Below are 15,863 nucleotides of genomic sequence, written 5' to 3'. Positions count from 1 at the left end.
AGCCGGTTTTTAGCGGAGCTCCTCCTGTACCTTTTTTTTCGTACGGACAAACGCAATCAATTCGATGATTTCATCCTGATTAAGCGGTTCCCCGTCAACGGTCAGTGTGCCGCGGCCTTGTGCGGCTTTTGTTAATTCGATGGTCTGGGCAAACGGCTCCGCCTTTTTTTCAGTGCGCCCCAGTAAATCGTCGCACGTCGTGTCAAACAGATCGGCAAGCGTGCCCAGCGCTTCGAATGACGGGCGCCGGTAGCCTGATTCATACCCGGCGTACGTGCTTTTTGCGATGCCGAGCCGGTCAGCCGTATATTGAAGAGACCAATTTTTCTTTTTTCTCAGTTCAGTTAAACGATCTAAATTCATATTCAAAACCGCTCCTTTTCACTTGAGCAAAATTATATCATATCGATGTGTAAAAGTGTACGCGAATTGAATAATAATCACTTGATTAATTTCATTCGTCTGTCTATAATTTGATTAAAAGTATGCGAAAAGCGAATGCTTAAACATCTTGAGAAATGATGAAGAGGTGCAGGGTATGAAAAAATTATTGCTGTTAACAACCGGAGGAACAATCGCCTCAGTCGAAGGAGAAAACGGGCTTGCACCCGGGGTAAAAGCAGACGAATTGTTAACCTACGTATCAAAACTTGATAACGATTACACGATGGAAACCCATTCGTTAATGAACATCGACAGCACCAATATGCAGCCTGAATATTGGGTCCAAATAGCTGATGCTGTCAAAGAAAAATATGACGCGTACGACGGGTTCGTCATCACGCACGGCACAGATACAATGGCATATACATCAGCGGCGCTGTCTTATATGCTTCAGCATGCCGATAAACCGATCGTCATTACGGGTTCGCAAATCCCGATTACATTTCAGAAAACCGATGCCAAAAAAAATATCACGGACGCGATCCGCTTCGCATGTGAAGGGGTGGGCGGCGTATACGTCGTATTTGACGGCAGAGTCATTCAAGGCACCCGCGCCATTAAATTAAGAACGAAAAGCTATGATGCATTTGAGAGTATTAACTACCCGTATATCGCGTTTATTACCGAAAACGGAATTGAATACAACAAACACGTGCACATGCCAAAAGACGACGCCTTTACGGTCAATACGTCACTTTGCACGGACGTGTGCCTGCTCAAGCTCCATCCGGGTCTTAAACCGGAAATGTTTGACGCGTTAAAGGGTATGTACAAAGGAATCGTCATTGAAAGCTACGGCAGCGGCGGCGTGCCGTTTGAAGGAAGAGACATTCTCGCCAAAGTCAATGAAATGATTGAAAGCGGCATTGTCGTTGTCATTACGACACAATGTCTTGAAGAAGGAGAAGACATGAGTGTCTATGAAGTCGGACGGAGAGTCAATCAAGATCTCATCATCCGTTCAAGAAATATGAACACAGAAGCCATCGTGCCGAAATTAATGTGGGCGCTCGGCCAGTCTTACAATTTGGCTGAAGTCAAAAACATTATGGAGACACCGATCGCAGACGACGTTGTACTGTAAAAAAGACCACCATCAAAGAGAAAGTAGGGTTTTAGCATGACAAACGCGCAAAAAGAATATCGTCAGGAAAAAGATTTCCTCGGAGAAAAACAAATTGAAGCTGATGTGTATTACGGAATCCAAACGCTGCGCGCGAAAGAAAACTTTCCGATTACCGGCTACCGCATCCATGAAGAAATGATTAATGCGCTCGCCATCGTCAAAAAAGCGGCGGCGCTTGCCAATATGGATGTAAAGCGCCTCTATGAAGGAATCGGCAACGCGATTGTCCAGGCCGCAGACGAGATTCTTGAGGGTAAATGGCATGACCAATTCATCGTCGATCCGATCCAAGGGGGAGCCGGAACGTCCATGAACATGAATGCCAACGAAGTAATCGGCAACAGAGCGCTTGAAATCATGGGACATAAAAAAGGTGAATACATTCATCTCAGCCCGAACACACACGTCAATATGTCACAATCGACAAACGACGTGTTCCCGACGGCGATTCATATTTCTACCTTAAAACTTCTGGATAAGCTCCTTGATACAATGGCGCATATGCTGAGTGTCTTTAAAGATAAAGCGAAACAATTTGATTCTGTCATTAAAATGGGACGCACACACCTTCAGGACGCTGTGCCGATCCGTCTCGGACAGGAATTTGAAGCGTACAGCCGCGTGCTTGAGCGTGATATAAAGCGAATTAAACAATCCCGCCAGCATCTGTATGAAGTAAACATGGGGGCAACGGCTGTAGGTACGGGACTTAACGCTGATCCGCGCTACATAGAACAGGTTGTAAAGCACCTGGCTGACATCAGCGGACTGCCTCTTGTCGGCGCCGGCCATTTGGTTGATGCCACACAAAACACTGATGCTTATACGGAAGTTTCAGCCGCGTTGAAGGTATGCATGATGAATATGTCTAAAATCGCCAACGATCTGCGCTTAATGGCCTCAGGTCCGCGCGCGGGACTAGCGGAAATTTCACTGCCCGCCCGTCAGCCGGGATCATCCATTATGCCGGGGAAAGTCAACCCTGTCATGGCAGAGCTGATCAACCAAATCGCCTTCCAGGTCATCGGGAATGACAATACGATCTGCCTCGCTTCAGAAGCGGGCCAGCTGGAGCTTAACGTGATGGAGCCGGTGCTCGTATTTAACCTGCTTCAATCCATCAGTATTATGAACAACGGTTTCCGATCATTTACCGATCATTGTCTGGCGGGGATTGAAGCCAACGAAAAACGCCTGAAGCAATACGTGGAAAAAAGCGTCGGCGTCATTACAGCGGTCAACCCGCACCTTGGATATGAGGCGGCTGCGCGAATTGCCCGTGAAGCAATCATGACGGGGCAATCTGTGAGAGATCTCTGTCTCCAAAACGATGTACTGACAGAAGAAGAATTGGATATCATTTTGAATCCGTATGAAATGACAAAACCGGGGATTGCCGGAAAAGACCTTTTAGAAAAATAAATTTTGAAGCAACAACAGCCGCCTTTTCACGTTTTTCAGTGAATAGGCGGTTGCCATACAAAGGGATGAGGAAGTATAGTATAATTTGTTATATCATTTGATGAAAGCGTTTTAGCTTTTTCTTCTAGGGGGATTTTTTTGTGAAAGAGGTCAGATTGCCAAATTTATTGGAAATTATTATCTTATTATTCGGGTTTTTAGCGCTTGTTTTGTCATTCACAGTGTTTTTAGACCTGCCGATCCAGCTTGCTCTCTTTATATCCTGGTTTATCGCTATTATTCTCGGAATCAGGCTGGGACATTCATATAAAGACTTGCAGTCATCCATTGTCACCGGGATATCAAACGGTCTTGAAGCCGTTCTGATCCTAGTTTCAGTCGGTGCCCTTATCGGGACATGGATTGCCGGCGGCGTTGTGCCGACTTTAATTTATTATGGTTTAGAGTTTATTAATCCTCATGTGTTCCTGCTTGCTACATTGGTTATTTGTTCGGTTATGTCCGTTGCGACCGGGACGTCCTGGGGAACCGTGGGGACTGCGGGAATCGCCATGATTGCCATCGGAGAGGGAATGGGCATACCGCTTCCGATCGTAGCGGGGGCCGTTTTGTCCGGCGCTTACTTCGGGGACAAGCTTTCACCGCTGTCTGACAGTACGGTGCTTGCTTCCACGCTTTCTAAGGTGGATGTGCTGTCACACGTCAGAGCGATGATGTATCTGTCCATTCCGTCCTATATCATTACGGCCATTCTTTTTACCGTAACGGGATTTATATACGGCGGAAAAAATATTGATCTTGATAAAGTGGAATTTTTAAAGTCTGCATTGCAGAAAACGTTTGATATTCATATATGGATGCTTATCCCGGCGGTTGTCGTCGTCGTCCTGCTGATTTTGAAAAAGCCGTCTATGCCCGTTATCGTCATCGGCGCCTTGCTTGGCGCCATCTGGGCTTCTGTTTTTCAGGGAATGAATTTTGCCAGTGCCATCGCGACTGCTTACAATGGTTTTTCCATTAAAACGGATGTCGAATTTTTAAATGGCCTGTTAAACCGCGGAGGCATCACCGGCATGCTGGATACGTTGGTCGTTATCCTTTTCGGTCTCGGGTTTGGAGGAATTCTGGAGAAGCTCGGCGTATTAAAAGTGATTGTCTCAACTTTTGAGAAAAAACTGACCACACCGGGAAATGTAACGCTTTCGACGCTGATCGTCGCCCTTTTAGCCAACATTTTCGGCTGTGCGATGTATGTGTCATTGATACTGACGCCGAAAATTATGGAGAACAGTTATGATAAACTGAAACTTGACAGAAGAATTTTATCCCGGAATGCCGAGGTGGGCGGCACGCTTACTTCAGGGATGGTGCCATGGTCTGACAACGGCATCTATATGGCCGGCATTCTCGGCGTGTCCACGTTTTCTTATCTGCCGTTCATGTGGCTCAGTTTTGTATCTATCGGACTGGCCATATTGTACGGATACACGGGTAAATTCATTTGGTACACGAAAGAAAAATCCTTGCAATCTCAAAAACTGGGTTAGGGAGGTATTTTATGATTACAAAGCATATGATTCGGACGTTAATGATAGAAACGCCGACTGTTCCCGGAAATCTGGGAAAAGTGGCAACAGCCATCGGAGTGATGGGGGGAGATATCGGGGAAGTTGAAACCGTTAAAGTCGGCCCAAACTACACCATGCGCAACATTACGGTGCAGGCCGAAAATGAGGAGCAGCTGCAGGAAATCATTCAAGCCATTGAAGCTCTCGGTGAAGGCATCCGGCTTCATACCGTCTCAGATGAAGTGCTCTCTGCTCATGAAGGCGGAAAAATTCAGATGAAAAGCAAAATGCCGATCCGGACACTGGCTGAGCTTGGCCGTGTTTATACGCCGGGCGTGGCCGATGTGTGCAGACTGATCGAAAGCGAGCCTGAAAAAGCATCCATCTATACGACCATCAGCAATTCTGTCGCCATTGTCACCGACGGAACGGCGATTCTCGGTCTCGGCAACATCGGCTCTGTCGCCGGAATGCCCGTAATGGAAGGGAAGGCAGCGCTTTTTGACCAGCTGGCGGGCATCAGCGGAATTCCGATTTTGCTCGACACTTCTGATCCGGAAGAAATCATCCGCACGGTAAAACATATTTCTCCGGGATTCAGCGGAATTCTGCTTGAAGATATCGGTTCGCCTCACTGCTTTGACATTGAAGACCGCCTGAAGGAAGAATTGGACATTCCGGTTATGCACGACGACCAGCACGGCACGGCGGTCGTCACTCTCGCCGCCGCCATTTCCGCTTGTAAAAGCGCAGGTCTTGATTTAAAAGAAGCGAAAGTCGGACAGATCGGTCTCGGCGCGGCGGGCGTCGCCATCTGCCGCATGTTTATGGCATACGGAGTCAAAGCGGTCTGCGGAACGGACAAGTCAGAAGAAGCAATGAACCGCCTCGCTCAATACGGAGGTCAGCCGCTTGAAAGCATTAAAGATTTAATGGACACGTGTGACATTGTGATCAGCACGACAGGAGTTCCGGGGCTCATTAAAAAAGAGGATGTCAGAAAAGGACAAGTCATTCTGGCCTTATCTAATCCGAAGCCGGAGATTGAACCGGAAGAGGCGCTGCAGGCCGGAGCCGCTTATGCAGCCGACGGCCGTTCAGTCAATAATGTTCTCGGCTTCCCGGGTATTTTCCGCGGCGCGCTGAACGCGAAAAGCAAGAAAATTGACCATGAAATGCTTGTGGCGGCCGCTGAAGCCATCGCTTCTTGTACGAAACACGGTGATCTCGTGCCTCAGCCTTTGGACGCGGACGTGCATCAGGCCGTATCGGCAGCTGTAGAGCGGGCCGCGGCGGGAAAATAAATAACGCTCACAGCACCGGATATGTATCCGGTGCTTTTTTTATCATGAATAGGAAGCGGAATTCTTTGGCAGGCTAACATATAGAAAAAGACGGAATAAAGAGGTGTCAATGTGGATTATTTTCCGCTGATCCATACAAATATTTGGGATGCTGTGATCGGCGTGCCGGTCGTCTTATGCGTTACACAGCTGATCAAAGTGTTCTGCAGGGTTCCCGGCATATTCGTTCCCACGATTGCCCTTGTTGTCGGAAATATTGTGTCTATCGTTTTCGGTCACCACGAACACGTGTATGAGGGGAGTTTTATGGGATTCTTTTACGGATACGCCGCAATGGGGAGTTTTTCATCTGCCAAAACATCTCTGCGCGCCTACCGGAAGAAACATGAGCCCTATTCATGAACACACCTGGATTTTTTTGTTATGATAGAGAAAAGACAAAAAGGAACGATCTGCACATGGCGAAAAGCAAAGCGAAAAAAATGCGGGAGCATCTCAGAAGAAACGGGATGCGTGATGCAGTCTTATCAAGAGGGGCGGCGCCGTTCTTCAGCACGCATGAAAGAGTGACAAAAACCAAAAAAGACAGGCTGGAGAGAATAAAGCATAAAAAAAGGAATCCCCATGATCACCGGAGTGATGGAGGGGATTCTTTTTTTTGCCGGAATCTCGGTGCCTTTCTATGATTTCTCTGTCATGTTTTCTCTTTTCTTTCATACAATCTACTAAATCAAGTCAATAGATTAGCGGGAGGAAAGCGGTATGAGGAAACAATCGTACAAAGAACTGTTTTTTCGCCATATGAAGGATCATCTGTCACTTTATATATTTGTGTTTGTCTTGTTTTTAATGGGTGTCATTTTCGGCGCGATCATTGTCAACAGCATGACAATCACGCAGAAAGAAGATTTGTATTACTATTTAAGCAAATTCTTCGGACAGCTGTCTGACGGAAAACATGCCGGCGCCTCAGACATGTTTTGGCAGGCCGTCTTTCATGATGTAAAATATTTGGGGCTGATGTGGATTCTGGGTATTTCCGTAATCGGTCTCCCGGTGATTTTCATCATGGTGTTCTTGAAAGGAATCGTCGTCGGTTTTACGGTCGGATTTCTAGTGAATCAAATGGGGATGAACGGATTTTTCCTGTCTTTCATCTCGGTGCTGCCGCAAAACATCGTTCTCATTCCGGCATACCTTATCATGGGGACATGCTCTATCGCTTTTTCGCTGAAACTGATCCGGCAGCTGTTTGTCAAACGCAGCCTCCACGACACGCCGATCCAATGGTTCGGACGCTACGCCTTCGTGCTGATTCTCATCATTTTCTTCTCGGTCATCGCTTCACTGCTGGAAGCGTATGTGTCTCCGTTGTTTATGGAAAAGCTTTCATCACGGATCTTTTAGAATAATTATCACAAAATAATACTTTTATTTATCAGTTTATAATAATTATAGTTGGAACTCTGCGCGTATTTTGTTATAATGAGTCATGGAATGCGGCGTAGGAGGGAAAGACATGGAAAACCGTATTGATCGAATTAAAAAGCAGCTGCACTCATCAAGCTACAAGCTTACGCCACAGCGTGAAGCAACGGTAAGGGTGCTGCTTGAAAATGAAGAAGACCATTTAAGCGCAGAAGATGTATACCTCCTCGTAAAAGAGAAATCTCCTGAAATTGGTCTCGCTACAGTATACCGTACATTAGAATTATTAACAGAATTAAAAGTCGTTGATAAAATTAACTTCGGGGACGGCGTATCCCGCTACGACCTTCGCAAAGAGGGCGCGGCCCACTTCCATCATCATCTGGTGTGCATGGAGTGCGGAGCCGTCGATGAAATTGAAGAAGATCTGCTTGAAGACGTTGAAGAAGTGATTGAACGTGATTGGAAATTTAAAATTAAAGATCATAGATTGACTTTTCACGGAATCTGCCACCGCTGCGGCGGGAATGAAACAGAATAAAAGCCTATGAACCTTTTCTGCCAGGAAAGGGTTTTTTGCTGTTTTTATGTATAAAAGCCTTTGAAATTGGCATAAGGTGTACTAACAGCCGCCAAAGAAAGGATCGATCGAAAGATGGGCAGATTCCTAAAAACAGCAGCGGATACGATCAAAGTGTTTATTCTGTTCACAGGTTTTACCGCGCTGTTCTATTATGCTATGATATGGGTGAATTCAGAGTATGAAAACTATCATCGGTACGATAAACCGGAAGGCTCCGCCGTCAAAGTGGCCAAAACGGAACATGAGGAGAAGGACGGCTGGTTCGGCCGGTTGATCTTTTTTTACCAAAACGGGGAGTAGATCAAGAGTGAAGGATCAAATTAAGGATTTCATCCATTATGTGAGGGTTGAAAGAGGGCTGTCCCAAAATACGATGATGTCCTATGAGCGTGATCTGAAAAGTTATTCTCTCTTCTTAACTGAAACCCTTCAGATCACTTCTTGGAATGATGTGACCCGTCTTCATATTATTCAATATTTAAAGCATTTGAAGGATTCGGGGAAATCAGGGAAGACGTCTGCCAGGCATTTGGCGTCAATCCGGTCTTTTCATCAATTTCTGTTAAGGGAGAAAGCCGCGGATAAAGATCCTTCGGTACATATTGAAACACAAAAAACAGAGCGGGCCCTCCCAAAAGTGCTGGCGCTGAACGAAGTAGAGCGGTTATTGGACACGCCTAAGCTTGACAGCCCGTTCGGTCTCAGGGATAAAGCCATGCTCGAATTGCTGTATGCAACCGGCATCAGGGTCAGCGAGATGATTGAGCTGAAATTATCCGACGTTCATTTGACGATGGGATTTGTCCGCTGCTTCGGAAAAGGCCGGAAAGAGCGGATTGTGCCGATCGGTGAAGCCGCCTCCCATGCGATCGAAGCATACATCGAAAAAGCCAGAGGGAAATTATTAAAGAAAAATGTGACCGAAGCGCTTTTTCTGAATCATCACGGCAGGCAGATCAGCCGTCAGGGATTTTGGAAAAACCTGAAGAAAATCGCCCTTGAGGCTGGCATTAAAAAAGAACTGACACCGCACACGCTCCGGCACTCTTTTGCAACGCACCTGCTTGAAAACGGGGCGGACCTGCGCGCCGTGCAGGAGATGCTCGGACATGCTGATATTTCCACGACGCAAATTTACACGCATGTGACGAAAACAAGGCTGAAGGACGTGTACAAGCAGTATCATCCGCGCGCCTAGGAGCCGCTGGCAAAGGTGCCGCGGCTTTTTTCTGTCGGATTGGCGGAATACAGAGAAGGTTCTTATTATTTGAATAGGCATTGTCAACAAGAATGTAAACGGTTTATACTTGAGTTGTCTGACCTCTGTAAGCTAAAATGGACAGATGGAAGAAAAGGAGGCTTTTATGATGTCTGAATACAAATATAAACGTGTGTTTTTGATCGTAATGGATTCGGTCGGAATCGGTGAAGCGCCGGACGCCGCCGATTTTAATGATATAGGCGCAAATACGCTCGGACATATCGCAGAGCACATGAACGGTTTACATATGCCCCATATGGCACAGCTCGGTCTCGGACTGATCGGGGATATTAAGGGTGTGGAAAAAACGGAGCAGCCTCTGGCGTACTACGGTAAAATGCAGGAGGCGTCAAACGGAAAAGATACGATGACGGGGCACTGGGAGATTATGGGCCTCTACATTGAAAAACCGTTTAAAGTGTTCCCGGAAGGATTTCCGGATGAGCTTCTTCAGGAGCTTGAAAAGCGTTCCGGACGCAAAATCATCGGGAATAAGCCGGCTTCAGGGACGGCGATTCTGGACGAGCTCGGAAAAGAACATATGGAAACGGGTGCGCTGATCGTTTATACATCAGCCGATTCCGTTTTGCAGATTGCGGCTCACGAAGATGTCGTTCCGCTTGACGAGCTGTACAGCATCTGTGAAACAGCCAGAGAACTGACGCTTGATCCGAAGTACATGGTCGGCCGGATTATCGCAAGACCATTTATTGGAGAACCGGGCAGCTTCAAACGCACACCGAACCGCCATGATTATGCGCTCAAACCGTTCGGCCGCACGGTAATGAACGGAATGAAAGACAGCGGATTAGACGTCATTTCCATCGGAAAAATTTCTGATATTTACGACGGAGAAGGCATCACATCATCCCGCCGCACGGTATCTAACATGGACGGCATGGACAAAGTGATTGAAACACTCGGTGAAGATTTTACGGGCCTGAGCTTTGCCAACCTCGTTGATTTTGATGCGCTGTACGGACACCGCCGTGATCCGGAAGGGTACGGAAAAGCGCTTGAGGAATTCGACGCAAGGCTTCCGGAAGTGTTTGAAAAAATGAAAGAGGACGATCTGCTCATCATCACGGCGGATCACGGCAATGATCCTGTCCATCACGGGACGGACCACACGCGGGAGTATGTGCCGCTTCTTGTCTACAGCAAAAAGCATAAACACACTGAACAGCTGCCGCTTGCGGATACATTTGCCGATATCGGCGCAACCATTGCGGATAATTTCAAAACGGAAAAGCCGGAATACGGAAAAAGCTTTTTATCAAGATTACAGTAGGGGGACTTTTTTTGAAACAAAAGATCGAACGTGCTGCTGCATTTATTAAAGAACACGTGAAAGAAACACCGAAGATCGGTCTGATTTTAGGTTCAGGGCTCGGCGTATTGGCCGATGAAATTGAAGGAGCCGTCAAGCTTACATATGAAACGATCCCTGATTTTCCGGTCTCAACGGTAGAAGGCCATGCCGGCCAGCTTGTGATGGGAACGCTTGAAGGTGTGCAGGTCATCGCGATGCAGGGCCGCTTTCATTATTATGAAGGCTACTCAATGGATCAGGTAACGTTTCCGGTCCGCGTGATGAAGGCGCTCGGCGTTGAATCTCTCATCGTGACGAACGCAGCGGGCGGTATCAACACTGACTTCCGCGCCGGTGATCTGATGATTATTACCGACCATATCAACTTTACGGGTACCAACCCGTTAATCGGGCCGAACGAAGCGGAATTCGGAGCCAGATTCCCGGACATGTCAGAAGCCTATGACAAAGAGCTGTCAGGCTTGGCTGAAAAAACGGCGGCTGAGCTTGGCATCCCTGTTCAAAAAGGTGTATACACGGCTGTTACGGGGCCATCTTACGAAACGCCGGCTGAAGTCCGGTTTTTAAGAACGATGGGGTCTGACGCTGTCGGAATGTCGACTGTGCCGGAAGTCATCGTCGCCAACCACGCGGGAATGCGTGTGCTTGGCATCTCGTGCATTTCCAATGCGGCAGCCGGCATTCTTGACCAGCCGTTATCCCATGATGAAGTAATGGAAATGACGGAAAAAGTAAAAGGCGGCTTTTTGAAGCTTGTAAAAGCCGTAGTTGCACGATCTCAAAACTAAATCAGCATAGATCAGCTGTTTCTTCGGAAGCAGCTGTTTTTTTATGTCCTCAAAACGAAACATTTTCCAGATGAGGCGTATAAAACCACCGGGCTTGGAAAAAATAAAAAGGATTATGAAATGGAGGGCTTTGGAGATGAAACGTCTTATATCCACTTTGTTGATTGGCATTTTAATAACCGCATCAGCACCGTCCGCTTTTGCAAAGCCGGACGGAAAACATACATCGGAGCTCGCTCATGAAGCCAAAAGCGCCGTGCTGATTGAACGCGATACGGGAAACATTCTTTACAACAAGAACAGCCGGGAGCGTCTGGCGCCGGCGAGCATGACAAAAATCATGACCATGCTTTTAATCATGGAAGCGCTTGACAAAGGTAACATTAAGATGAGCGATAAAGTCAGGACGAGTGAGCATGCCGCGTCCATGGGCGGATCGCAGATTTTCCTCGAACCCGGTGAGGAAATGACGGTAAAAGAAATGCTCAAAGGAATTGCGATAGCTTCCGGAAATGACGCATCCGTCGCGATGGCAGAGTATATCGCCGGTTCGGAAGAGGATTTCGTCAATCAGATGAACAAAAAAGCAAAAGAATTGGGATTGAAAGATACCTCCTTCAAAAACCCGACGGGATTGCCTGAAAAAGGCCACTACAGCTCTGCTTATGACATGGCGAAAATGGCGAAGGAATTATTGAAGTATGATAAAATCACTCAATTTACGGGAACGTATGAAGACTATTTAAGAGAAAACACAGACAAAAAGTTCTGGCTCGTCAATACAAACCGGCTGATCAAATTTTATCCGGGTGTTGACGGTGTGAAAACGGGTTTTACAGGTGAAGCAAAGTATTGTTTAACCGCCACCGCTAAAAAAGGAAATATGAGGGTCATCGCAGTTGTTTTCGGAGCCAGCACTCCGAAAGAAAGAAATGCCCAAGTGACAAAAATGCTTGATTATGCCTTCAGCCAGTTCAAAACACACCCGCTGTATAAACGGAATCAAATCATCGGAACGGTAAAAGTGAAAAAAGGAAAACAGAAACTGATCAAGCTGACCACATCTGAACCGATTTCCCTCCTGGCCAAAAAGGGAGAGAACATGGACAAAGTAAAAAAAGAAGTGAAAATCAACAGCAATATAACGGCCCCGGTTAAAAAAGGGGAGGTGCTCGGCAGCCTCGTGCTGAAAAAAGACGGAAAAGTGCTCGTTGAAAGCCCGGTCACGGCAAAAGACGACATGGAAAAAGCGGGTTTTCTCACTTTTCTGAAGCGGACGATGGGAGATTGGACAAAATTTAAATAATCGTGGCGAACGGGCACTAGTTTTGTCATAGTGAAGGAATTGCATTCCCGAAAATCGAAACACTCATTATCCGATCATATCAAGGAGGAATGAGCATGAGCCTTGGAATTGACTTACATGTCAAAGAATCCGTGCTTTGTATTCGATTAACTGGTGAACTCGACCACCATACGGCAGAATCATTAAAACAAAAGGTTGCTGAATCGCTGGAGGCTGACGGCATCCGTCACATCGTGCTGAACCTTGAAGATCTTTCCTTCATGGACAGCTCCGGCCTCGGCGTGATTTTAGGGCGTTATAAACAAATTAAACAGCTCGGCGGAGAGATGGTCGTGTGCGCGATTTCTCCTGCGGTGAGACGTCTGTTTGACATGTCGGGCCTGTTTAAAATCATCAGGTTCGAACAATCAGAACAAAAAGCGCTTTTAACGCTGGGGGTGGCATCATGAAAAACGAGATGCATCTTGAATTTTCAGCCCTCAGTCAGAATGAATCGTTTGCGCGTGTAACGGTTGCTTCTTTTATCGCGCAGCTCGACCCGACGATGGACGAGCTGACAGAAATCAAAACCGTCGTATCAGAAGCGGTAACAAACGCAATCATCCACGGCTATGAAGAAAACTGCGACGGAAAGGTGTACATCTCCGTTACCCTGGAGGATCATGTCGTCTATCTGACCATACGTGACGAAGGCCTCGGGATCACGGATCTTGAGGAAGCGCGCCAGCCGCTCTTTACGACAAAACCCGAGCTTGAGCGCTCCGGAATGGGCTTTACCATTATGGAAAACTTCATGGATGATGTCTCGATTGATTCCTCGCCGGAGATGGGGACGACGATACGCTTAACAAAACACCTATCAAAAAGCAAAGCGCTTTGTAATTAAGGAGATTTGTTATGGATGTGGAGGTTAAGAAAAACAGCAAAAACGCGCAGCTCAAGGACCATGAAGTCAAAGAATTGATCAAAAAGAGCCAAGAGGGCGACCAGCAGGCAAGAGACCTCCTCATAGAAAAAAACATGCGTCTTGTATGGTCCGTCGTGCAAAGGTTCTTAAACAGAGGCTATGAGCCGGACGATCTGTTTCAGATCGGCTGTATCGGGTTGTTAAAATCCGTTGATAAATTCGATTTGTCCTATGATGTCCGTTTTTCAACTTATGCCGTGCCGATGATTATCGGAGAAATCCAGCGCTTCATCCGGGATGACGGAACCGTCAAAGTATCAAGATCTTTGAAAGAGCTCGGCAATAAAATCCGCCGGGCGAAAGATGAACTGTCAAAAACATACGGAAGAGTGCCGACCGTCCAGGAAATCGCTGACCACCTGGAAATTGACGCGGAGGACGTGGTGCTTGCGCAGGAAGCGGTGCGGGCGCCTTCGTCCATTCATGAAACGGTGTATGAAAATGACGGAGACCCGATCACCCTGCTCGATCAGATCGCCGATCATTCAGAAGAGAAATGGTTTGACAAAATCGCTCTCAAGGAAGCGATCAGTGATTTGGAAGAACGGGAAAAGCTCATTGTCTATCTGAGGTATTACAAGGATCAGACGCAGTCGGAAGTAGCCGAACGGCTTGGGATTTCACAAGTGCAGGTATCGAGGCTGGAGAAAAAAATATTAAAGCAGATTAAAGTGCAGATGGATCATACGGAAAGCTGACCTTTTACAGGCCGGCTTTTTTTATTTGCGCCCGAATGGTAATTTATGGTCTTTTGCTGCTGATGAATGAGAACAAAAGTGAACCACATACTACATATATAACCACCCGAAAGATGGTGATGCAAGATGGAAAGACGAATATTTCTCAGACTTCGCCACCGCGTGAAGGCTCATACCGGAGATATCATCACAGTCGGTGACGCCGCCCAGATCGCAGGACAGCAAAAGCTGAAAAAAAAACTGTCGGCACTGCCGCTGTATCAGATCACGAAAAAAGACAAAAATATCGTCGTGCTGGACATCATAAAAGTGCTGAAGGCCATTCATACCGCTTTTCCCGCTCTTGATGTGCAGACCGTCGGCGGCGCTGAGACGATAGTGGAAATCCATTACCAGAAAAAGCAGCTGTCAGCCGTTTTGTTTGTCGGTGTCTGGCTGCTGCTTTTTATCGGTTCATGTCTCGCCATTATGAATTTTCATGAAGATGTCAGCATGAGAGAAGTTCATATTGCCTTATATGAAATCATAACGGGCAGGCGCAATGAGTATCCGTACCTGCTTCAGATTCCGTACAGCATCGGCCTCGGTCTCGGGATGATCGTCTTTTTTAATCACATCTTTAAAAAACGCCTGAATGAAGAGCCAAGCCCGCTGGAGGTCGAGATGTTTAATTATCAGCTTGATCTCGATCATTATGTCGCAATACACGAAAACGAAGAGACGATGAAAGATCTGCATGATCGTTAGCATTCTTTTCGTTATGTTTGTCGGGCTTGGCGGCGGGCTGACCGTGGGAGCGGGCTTTGTGGCTTTTTTAACCGTTATGGGAATCATCCCCCGCCTTATGCAGCTGACAAAAACCATGCGCTTTGTACAGGCCTACGAAGGGGCTGTTATTTCCGGGGCGGTGTTCGGCGGCTGGGAAACCTTAAATATGAATCATTTTTTTTTATCTGAATGGCTTGCCGTTCCGGTCGGGCTTCTGGCCGGCATGTTTGTCGGCATGCTGGCCGCGGCGCTTACAGAAGTGCTGAACGTGCTTCCCATTCTTGCCAAACGGATCGGTTTCGGGAGCAAAATCATCATTTTGCTGATGGCCATCGTGTTCGGCAAAATAGCCGGCTCATTATTTCATTGGCTGTATTTTATCCATCATTCATAAGGAGGAACAGACGTGACAAACTTAAAAGAAAATTACAAAACAAAAGTGAAAGACTATCAGCCGAAACCGCCATACGTCTGGAATTGTGTCAAAGCCTTTCTGATCGGCGGTTTGATTTGTCTGATCGGGCAGGCTCTTCAAGACTTTTACATCCATTTTTTTAATTTTAATGAGAAAACAGCGGGAAACCCGACGTCCGCCACTCTTATTTTAATTTCCGCCCTCTTGACCGGATTCGGCATTTATGACAGGCTCGGTCAGTTTGCCGGAGCGGGTTCAGCCGTGCCGGTGACGGGGTTTGCAAACAGTATGACAAGCGCGGCTCTGGAACACAGAAGTGAAGGGCTTGTGCTCGGTGTAGCGACAAACATGTTTAAACTGGCGGGAAACGTCATTGTATTCGGCGTCGTGGCAGCCTATATCGTAGGCCTGATACGGTTTGCTTGTGAAAAACTGTTTTCATAGGAGGAGAA

Annotated in this window: 20 protein-coding genes; 19 read left to right on the top strand and 1 reads right to left on the bottom strand. The window is 46.9% G+C overall.

Going from position 1 to position 15,863, the window contains the following annotated elements:
- Positions 1-9: 9 nt before the first annotated feature.
- Entirely contained in the window at positions 10-363 is a 354-nt protein-coding gene (locus tag AC1DN5_RS12040) for a helix-turn-helix domain-containing protein (RefSeq protein WP_016939172.1), read from the bottom strand.
- Between the two features lie 175 nt (positions 364-538).
- Here AC1DN5_RS12040 and AC1DN5_RS12035 point away from each other — a divergent pair, with 175 nt between their 5' ends.
- From AC1DN5_RS12035 to spoVAC, 19 genes are all read left to right on the top strand, one after another.
- A complete protein-coding gene (locus AC1DN5_RS12035) occupies positions 539-1,528 on the top strand; it encodes a type I asparaginase (protein WP_366969202.1) in 990 nt (329 codons plus the stop codon).
- Between the two features lie 36 nt (positions 1,529-1,564).
- Positions 1,565-2,992: an aspartate ammonia-lyase gene (gene aspA / locus AC1DN5_RS12030; RefSeq protein WP_003153322.1), complete on the top strand. Its 1,428-nt coding sequence runs from the start codon at positions 1,565-1,567 to the stop codon at positions 2,990-2,992.
- Positions 2,993-3,132: 140 nt separating this feature from the next.
- Entirely contained in the window at positions 3,133-4,539 is a 1,407-nt protein-coding gene (gene nhaC / locus AC1DN5_RS12025; protein WP_016939170.1) for a Na+/H+ antiporter NhaC, read from the top strand.
- 11 nt (positions 4,540-4,550) lie between these two features.
- Positions 4,551-5,864, top strand: coding sequence for an NAD-dependent malic enzyme (locus AC1DN5_RS12020; protein ID WP_099744101.1), 1,314 nt, complete (start codon positions 4,551-4,553; stop codon positions 5,862-5,864).
- A gap of 111 nt (positions 5,865-5,975) precedes the next feature.
- Positions 5,976-6,266, top strand: a complete 291-nt coding sequence (locus AC1DN5_RS12015; RefSeq protein ID WP_016939168.1) for a hypothetical protein — start codon at positions 5,976-5,978, stop codon at positions 6,264-6,266.
- Positions 6,267-6,322: 56 nt separating this feature from the next.
- The gene (locus AC1DN5_RS12010) at positions 6,323-6,550 is read left to right on the top strand and encodes a hypothetical protein (protein WP_366969203.1); all 228 of its coding nucleotides are present in this window, start codon (positions 6,323-6,325) and stop codon (positions 6,548-6,550) included.
- Positions 6,551-6,626: 76 nt separating this feature from the next.
- Positions 6,627-7,271 (top strand): stage II sporulation protein M, encoded by a 645-nt coding sequence (spoIIM, locus tag AC1DN5_RS12005; protein ID WP_016939166.1) that lies wholly within the window; start codon positions 6,627-6,629, stop codon positions 7,269-7,271.
- Positions 7,272-7,383: 112 nt separating this feature from the next.
- Positions 7,384-7,833, top strand: coding sequence for a ferric iron uptake transcriptional regulator (fur, locus tag AC1DN5_RS12000; RefSeq protein WP_016939165.1), 450 nt, complete (start codon positions 7,384-7,386; stop codon positions 7,831-7,833).
- A 114-nt stretch (positions 7,834-7,947) separates the two neighbouring features.
- Entirely contained in the window at positions 7,948-8,175 is a 228-nt protein-coding gene (locus tag AC1DN5_RS11995) for a YqzK family protein (protein ID WP_003153331.1), read from the top strand.
- Between the two features lie 7 nt (positions 8,176-8,182).
- On the top strand, positions 8,183-9,073 hold the full coding sequence (gene xerD / locus AC1DN5_RS11990; protein ID WP_045925501.1) for a site-specific tyrosine recombinase XerD: 891 nt from the start codon (positions 8,183-8,185) through the stop codon (positions 9,071-9,073).
- Between the two features lie 169 nt (positions 9,074-9,242).
- Positions 9,243-10,427, top strand: coding sequence for a phosphopentomutase (gene deoB / locus AC1DN5_RS11985; protein WP_016939163.1), 1,185 nt, complete (start codon positions 9,243-9,245; stop codon positions 10,425-10,427).
- Between the two features lie 11 nt (positions 10,428-10,438).
- On the top strand, positions 10,439-11,257 hold the full coding sequence (locus tag AC1DN5_RS11980) for a purine-nucleoside phosphorylase (protein ID WP_045925500.1): 819 nt from the start codon (positions 10,439-10,441) through the stop codon (positions 11,255-11,257).
- 136 nt (positions 11,258-11,393) lie between these two features.
- Positions 11,394-12,563, top strand: coding sequence for a D-alanyl-D-alanine carboxypeptidase family protein (locus AC1DN5_RS11975; RefSeq protein ID WP_045925499.1), 1,170 nt, complete (start codon positions 11,394-11,396; stop codon positions 12,561-12,563).
- Positions 12,564-12,658: 95 nt separating this feature from the next.
- Complete coding sequence (spoIIAA, locus tag AC1DN5_RS11970; RefSeq protein ID WP_016939160.1) at positions 12,659-13,012, top strand: anti-sigma F factor antagonist; 354 nt, start codon at positions 12,659-12,661, stop codon at positions 13,010-13,012.
- Positions 13,009-13,449 carry an anti-sigma F factor gene (gene spoIIAB / locus AC1DN5_RS11965; RefSeq protein WP_016939159.1) on the top strand — a complete coding sequence of 147 codons (441 nt, stop codon included), beginning with the start codon at positions 13,009-13,011 and terminating at the stop codon, positions 13,447-13,449. The genes spoIIAA and spoIIAB overlap by 4 nt, the downstream gene beginning before the upstream one ends.
- An 11-nt stretch (positions 13,450-13,460) precedes the next feature.
- A complete protein-coding gene (gene sigF / locus AC1DN5_RS11960; RefSeq protein WP_003153348.1) occupies positions 13,461-14,228 on the top strand; it encodes an RNA polymerase sporulation sigma factor SigF in 768 nt (255 codons plus the stop codon).
- Between the two features lie 126 nt (positions 14,229-14,354).
- Positions 14,355-14,975 (top strand): stage V sporulation protein AA, encoded by a 621-nt coding sequence (locus AC1DN5_RS11955; RefSeq protein ID WP_016939157.1) that lies wholly within the window; start codon positions 14,355-14,357, stop codon positions 14,973-14,975.
- Positions 14,965-15,390 carry a stage V sporulation protein AB gene (locus AC1DN5_RS11950; RefSeq protein ID WP_007409413.1) on the top strand — a complete coding sequence of 142 codons (426 nt, stop codon included), beginning with the start codon at positions 14,965-14,967 and terminating at the stop codon, positions 15,388-15,390. Before AC1DN5_RS11955 ends, AC1DN5_RS11950 begins: the two co-directional genes overlap by 11 nt.
- A gap of 12 nt (positions 15,391-15,402) precedes the next feature.
- Positions 15,403-15,855, top strand: a complete 453-nt coding sequence (gene spoVAC, locus AC1DN5_RS11945; RefSeq protein WP_007612334.1) for a stage V sporulation protein AC — start codon at positions 15,403-15,405, stop codon at positions 15,853-15,855.
- Positions 15,856-15,863: the final 8 nt, after the last annotated feature.

Source organism: Bacillus sp. 01N42_2 (genome assembly GCF_056399565.1).
The sequence above is the reverse complement of the archived record's forward strand: the minus strand, read 5'-3'. Positions and strand labels throughout refer to the sequence as shown.

Bases quoted from the DNA above. Each gene is read 5' to 3' on its own strand.
- AC1DN5_RS12040 (WP_016939172.1), bottom strand. From the start codon at position 363: ATGAATTTAGATCGTTTAACTGAACTGAGAAAAAAGAAAAATTGGTCT.
- AC1DN5_RS12035 (WP_366969202.1), top strand. From the start codon at position 539: ATGAAAAAATTATTGCTGTTAACAACCGGAGGAACAATCGCCTCAGTC.
- aspA (WP_003153322.1), top strand. From the start codon at position 1,565: ATGACAAACGCGCAAAAAGAATATCGTCAGGAAAAAGATTTCCTCGGA.
- AC1DN5_RS12020 (WP_099744101.1), top strand. From the start codon at position 4,551: ATGATTACAAAGCATATGATTCGGACGTTAATGATAGAAACGCCGACT.
- AC1DN5_RS12010 (WP_366969203.1), top strand. From the start codon at position 6,323: ATGGCGAAAAGCAAAGCGAAAAAAATGCGGGAGCATCTCAGAAGAAAC.
- spoIIM (WP_016939166.1), top strand. From the start codon at position 6,627: ATGAGGAAACAATCGTACAAAGAACTGTTTTTTCGCCATATGAAGGAT.
- fur (WP_016939165.1), top strand. From the start codon at position 7,384: ATGGAAAACCGTATTGATCGAATTAAAAAGCAGCTGCACTCATCAAGC.
- AC1DN5_RS11995 (WP_003153331.1), top strand. From the start codon at position 7,948: ATGGGCAGATTCCTAAAAACAGCAGCGGATACGATCAAAGTGTTTATT.
- deoB (WP_016939163.1), top strand. From the start codon at position 9,243: ATGTCTGAATACAAATATAAACGTGTGTTTTTGATCGTAATGGATTCG.
- AC1DN5_RS11975 (WP_045925499.1), top strand. From the start codon at position 11,394: ATGAAACGTCTTATATCCACTTTGTTGATTGGCATTTTAATAACCGCA.
- spoIIAA (WP_016939160.1), top strand. From the start codon at position 12,659: ATGAGCCTTGGAATTGACTTACATGTCAAAGAATCCGTGCTTTGTATT.
- spoIIAB (WP_016939159.1), top strand. From the start codon at position 13,009: ATGAAAAACGAGATGCATCTTGAATTTTCAGCCCTCAGTCAGAATGAA.
- sigF (WP_003153348.1), top strand. From the start codon at position 13,461: ATGGATGTGGAGGTTAAGAAAAACAGCAAAAACGCGCAGCTCAAGGAC.
- AC1DN5_RS11955 (WP_016939157.1), top strand. From the start codon at position 14,355: ATGGAAAGACGAATATTTCTCAGACTTCGCCACCGCGTGAAGGCTCAT.
- AC1DN5_RS11950 (WP_007409413.1), top strand. From the start codon at position 14,965: ATGATCGTTAGCATTCTTTTCGTTATGTTTGTCGGGCTTGGCGGCGGG.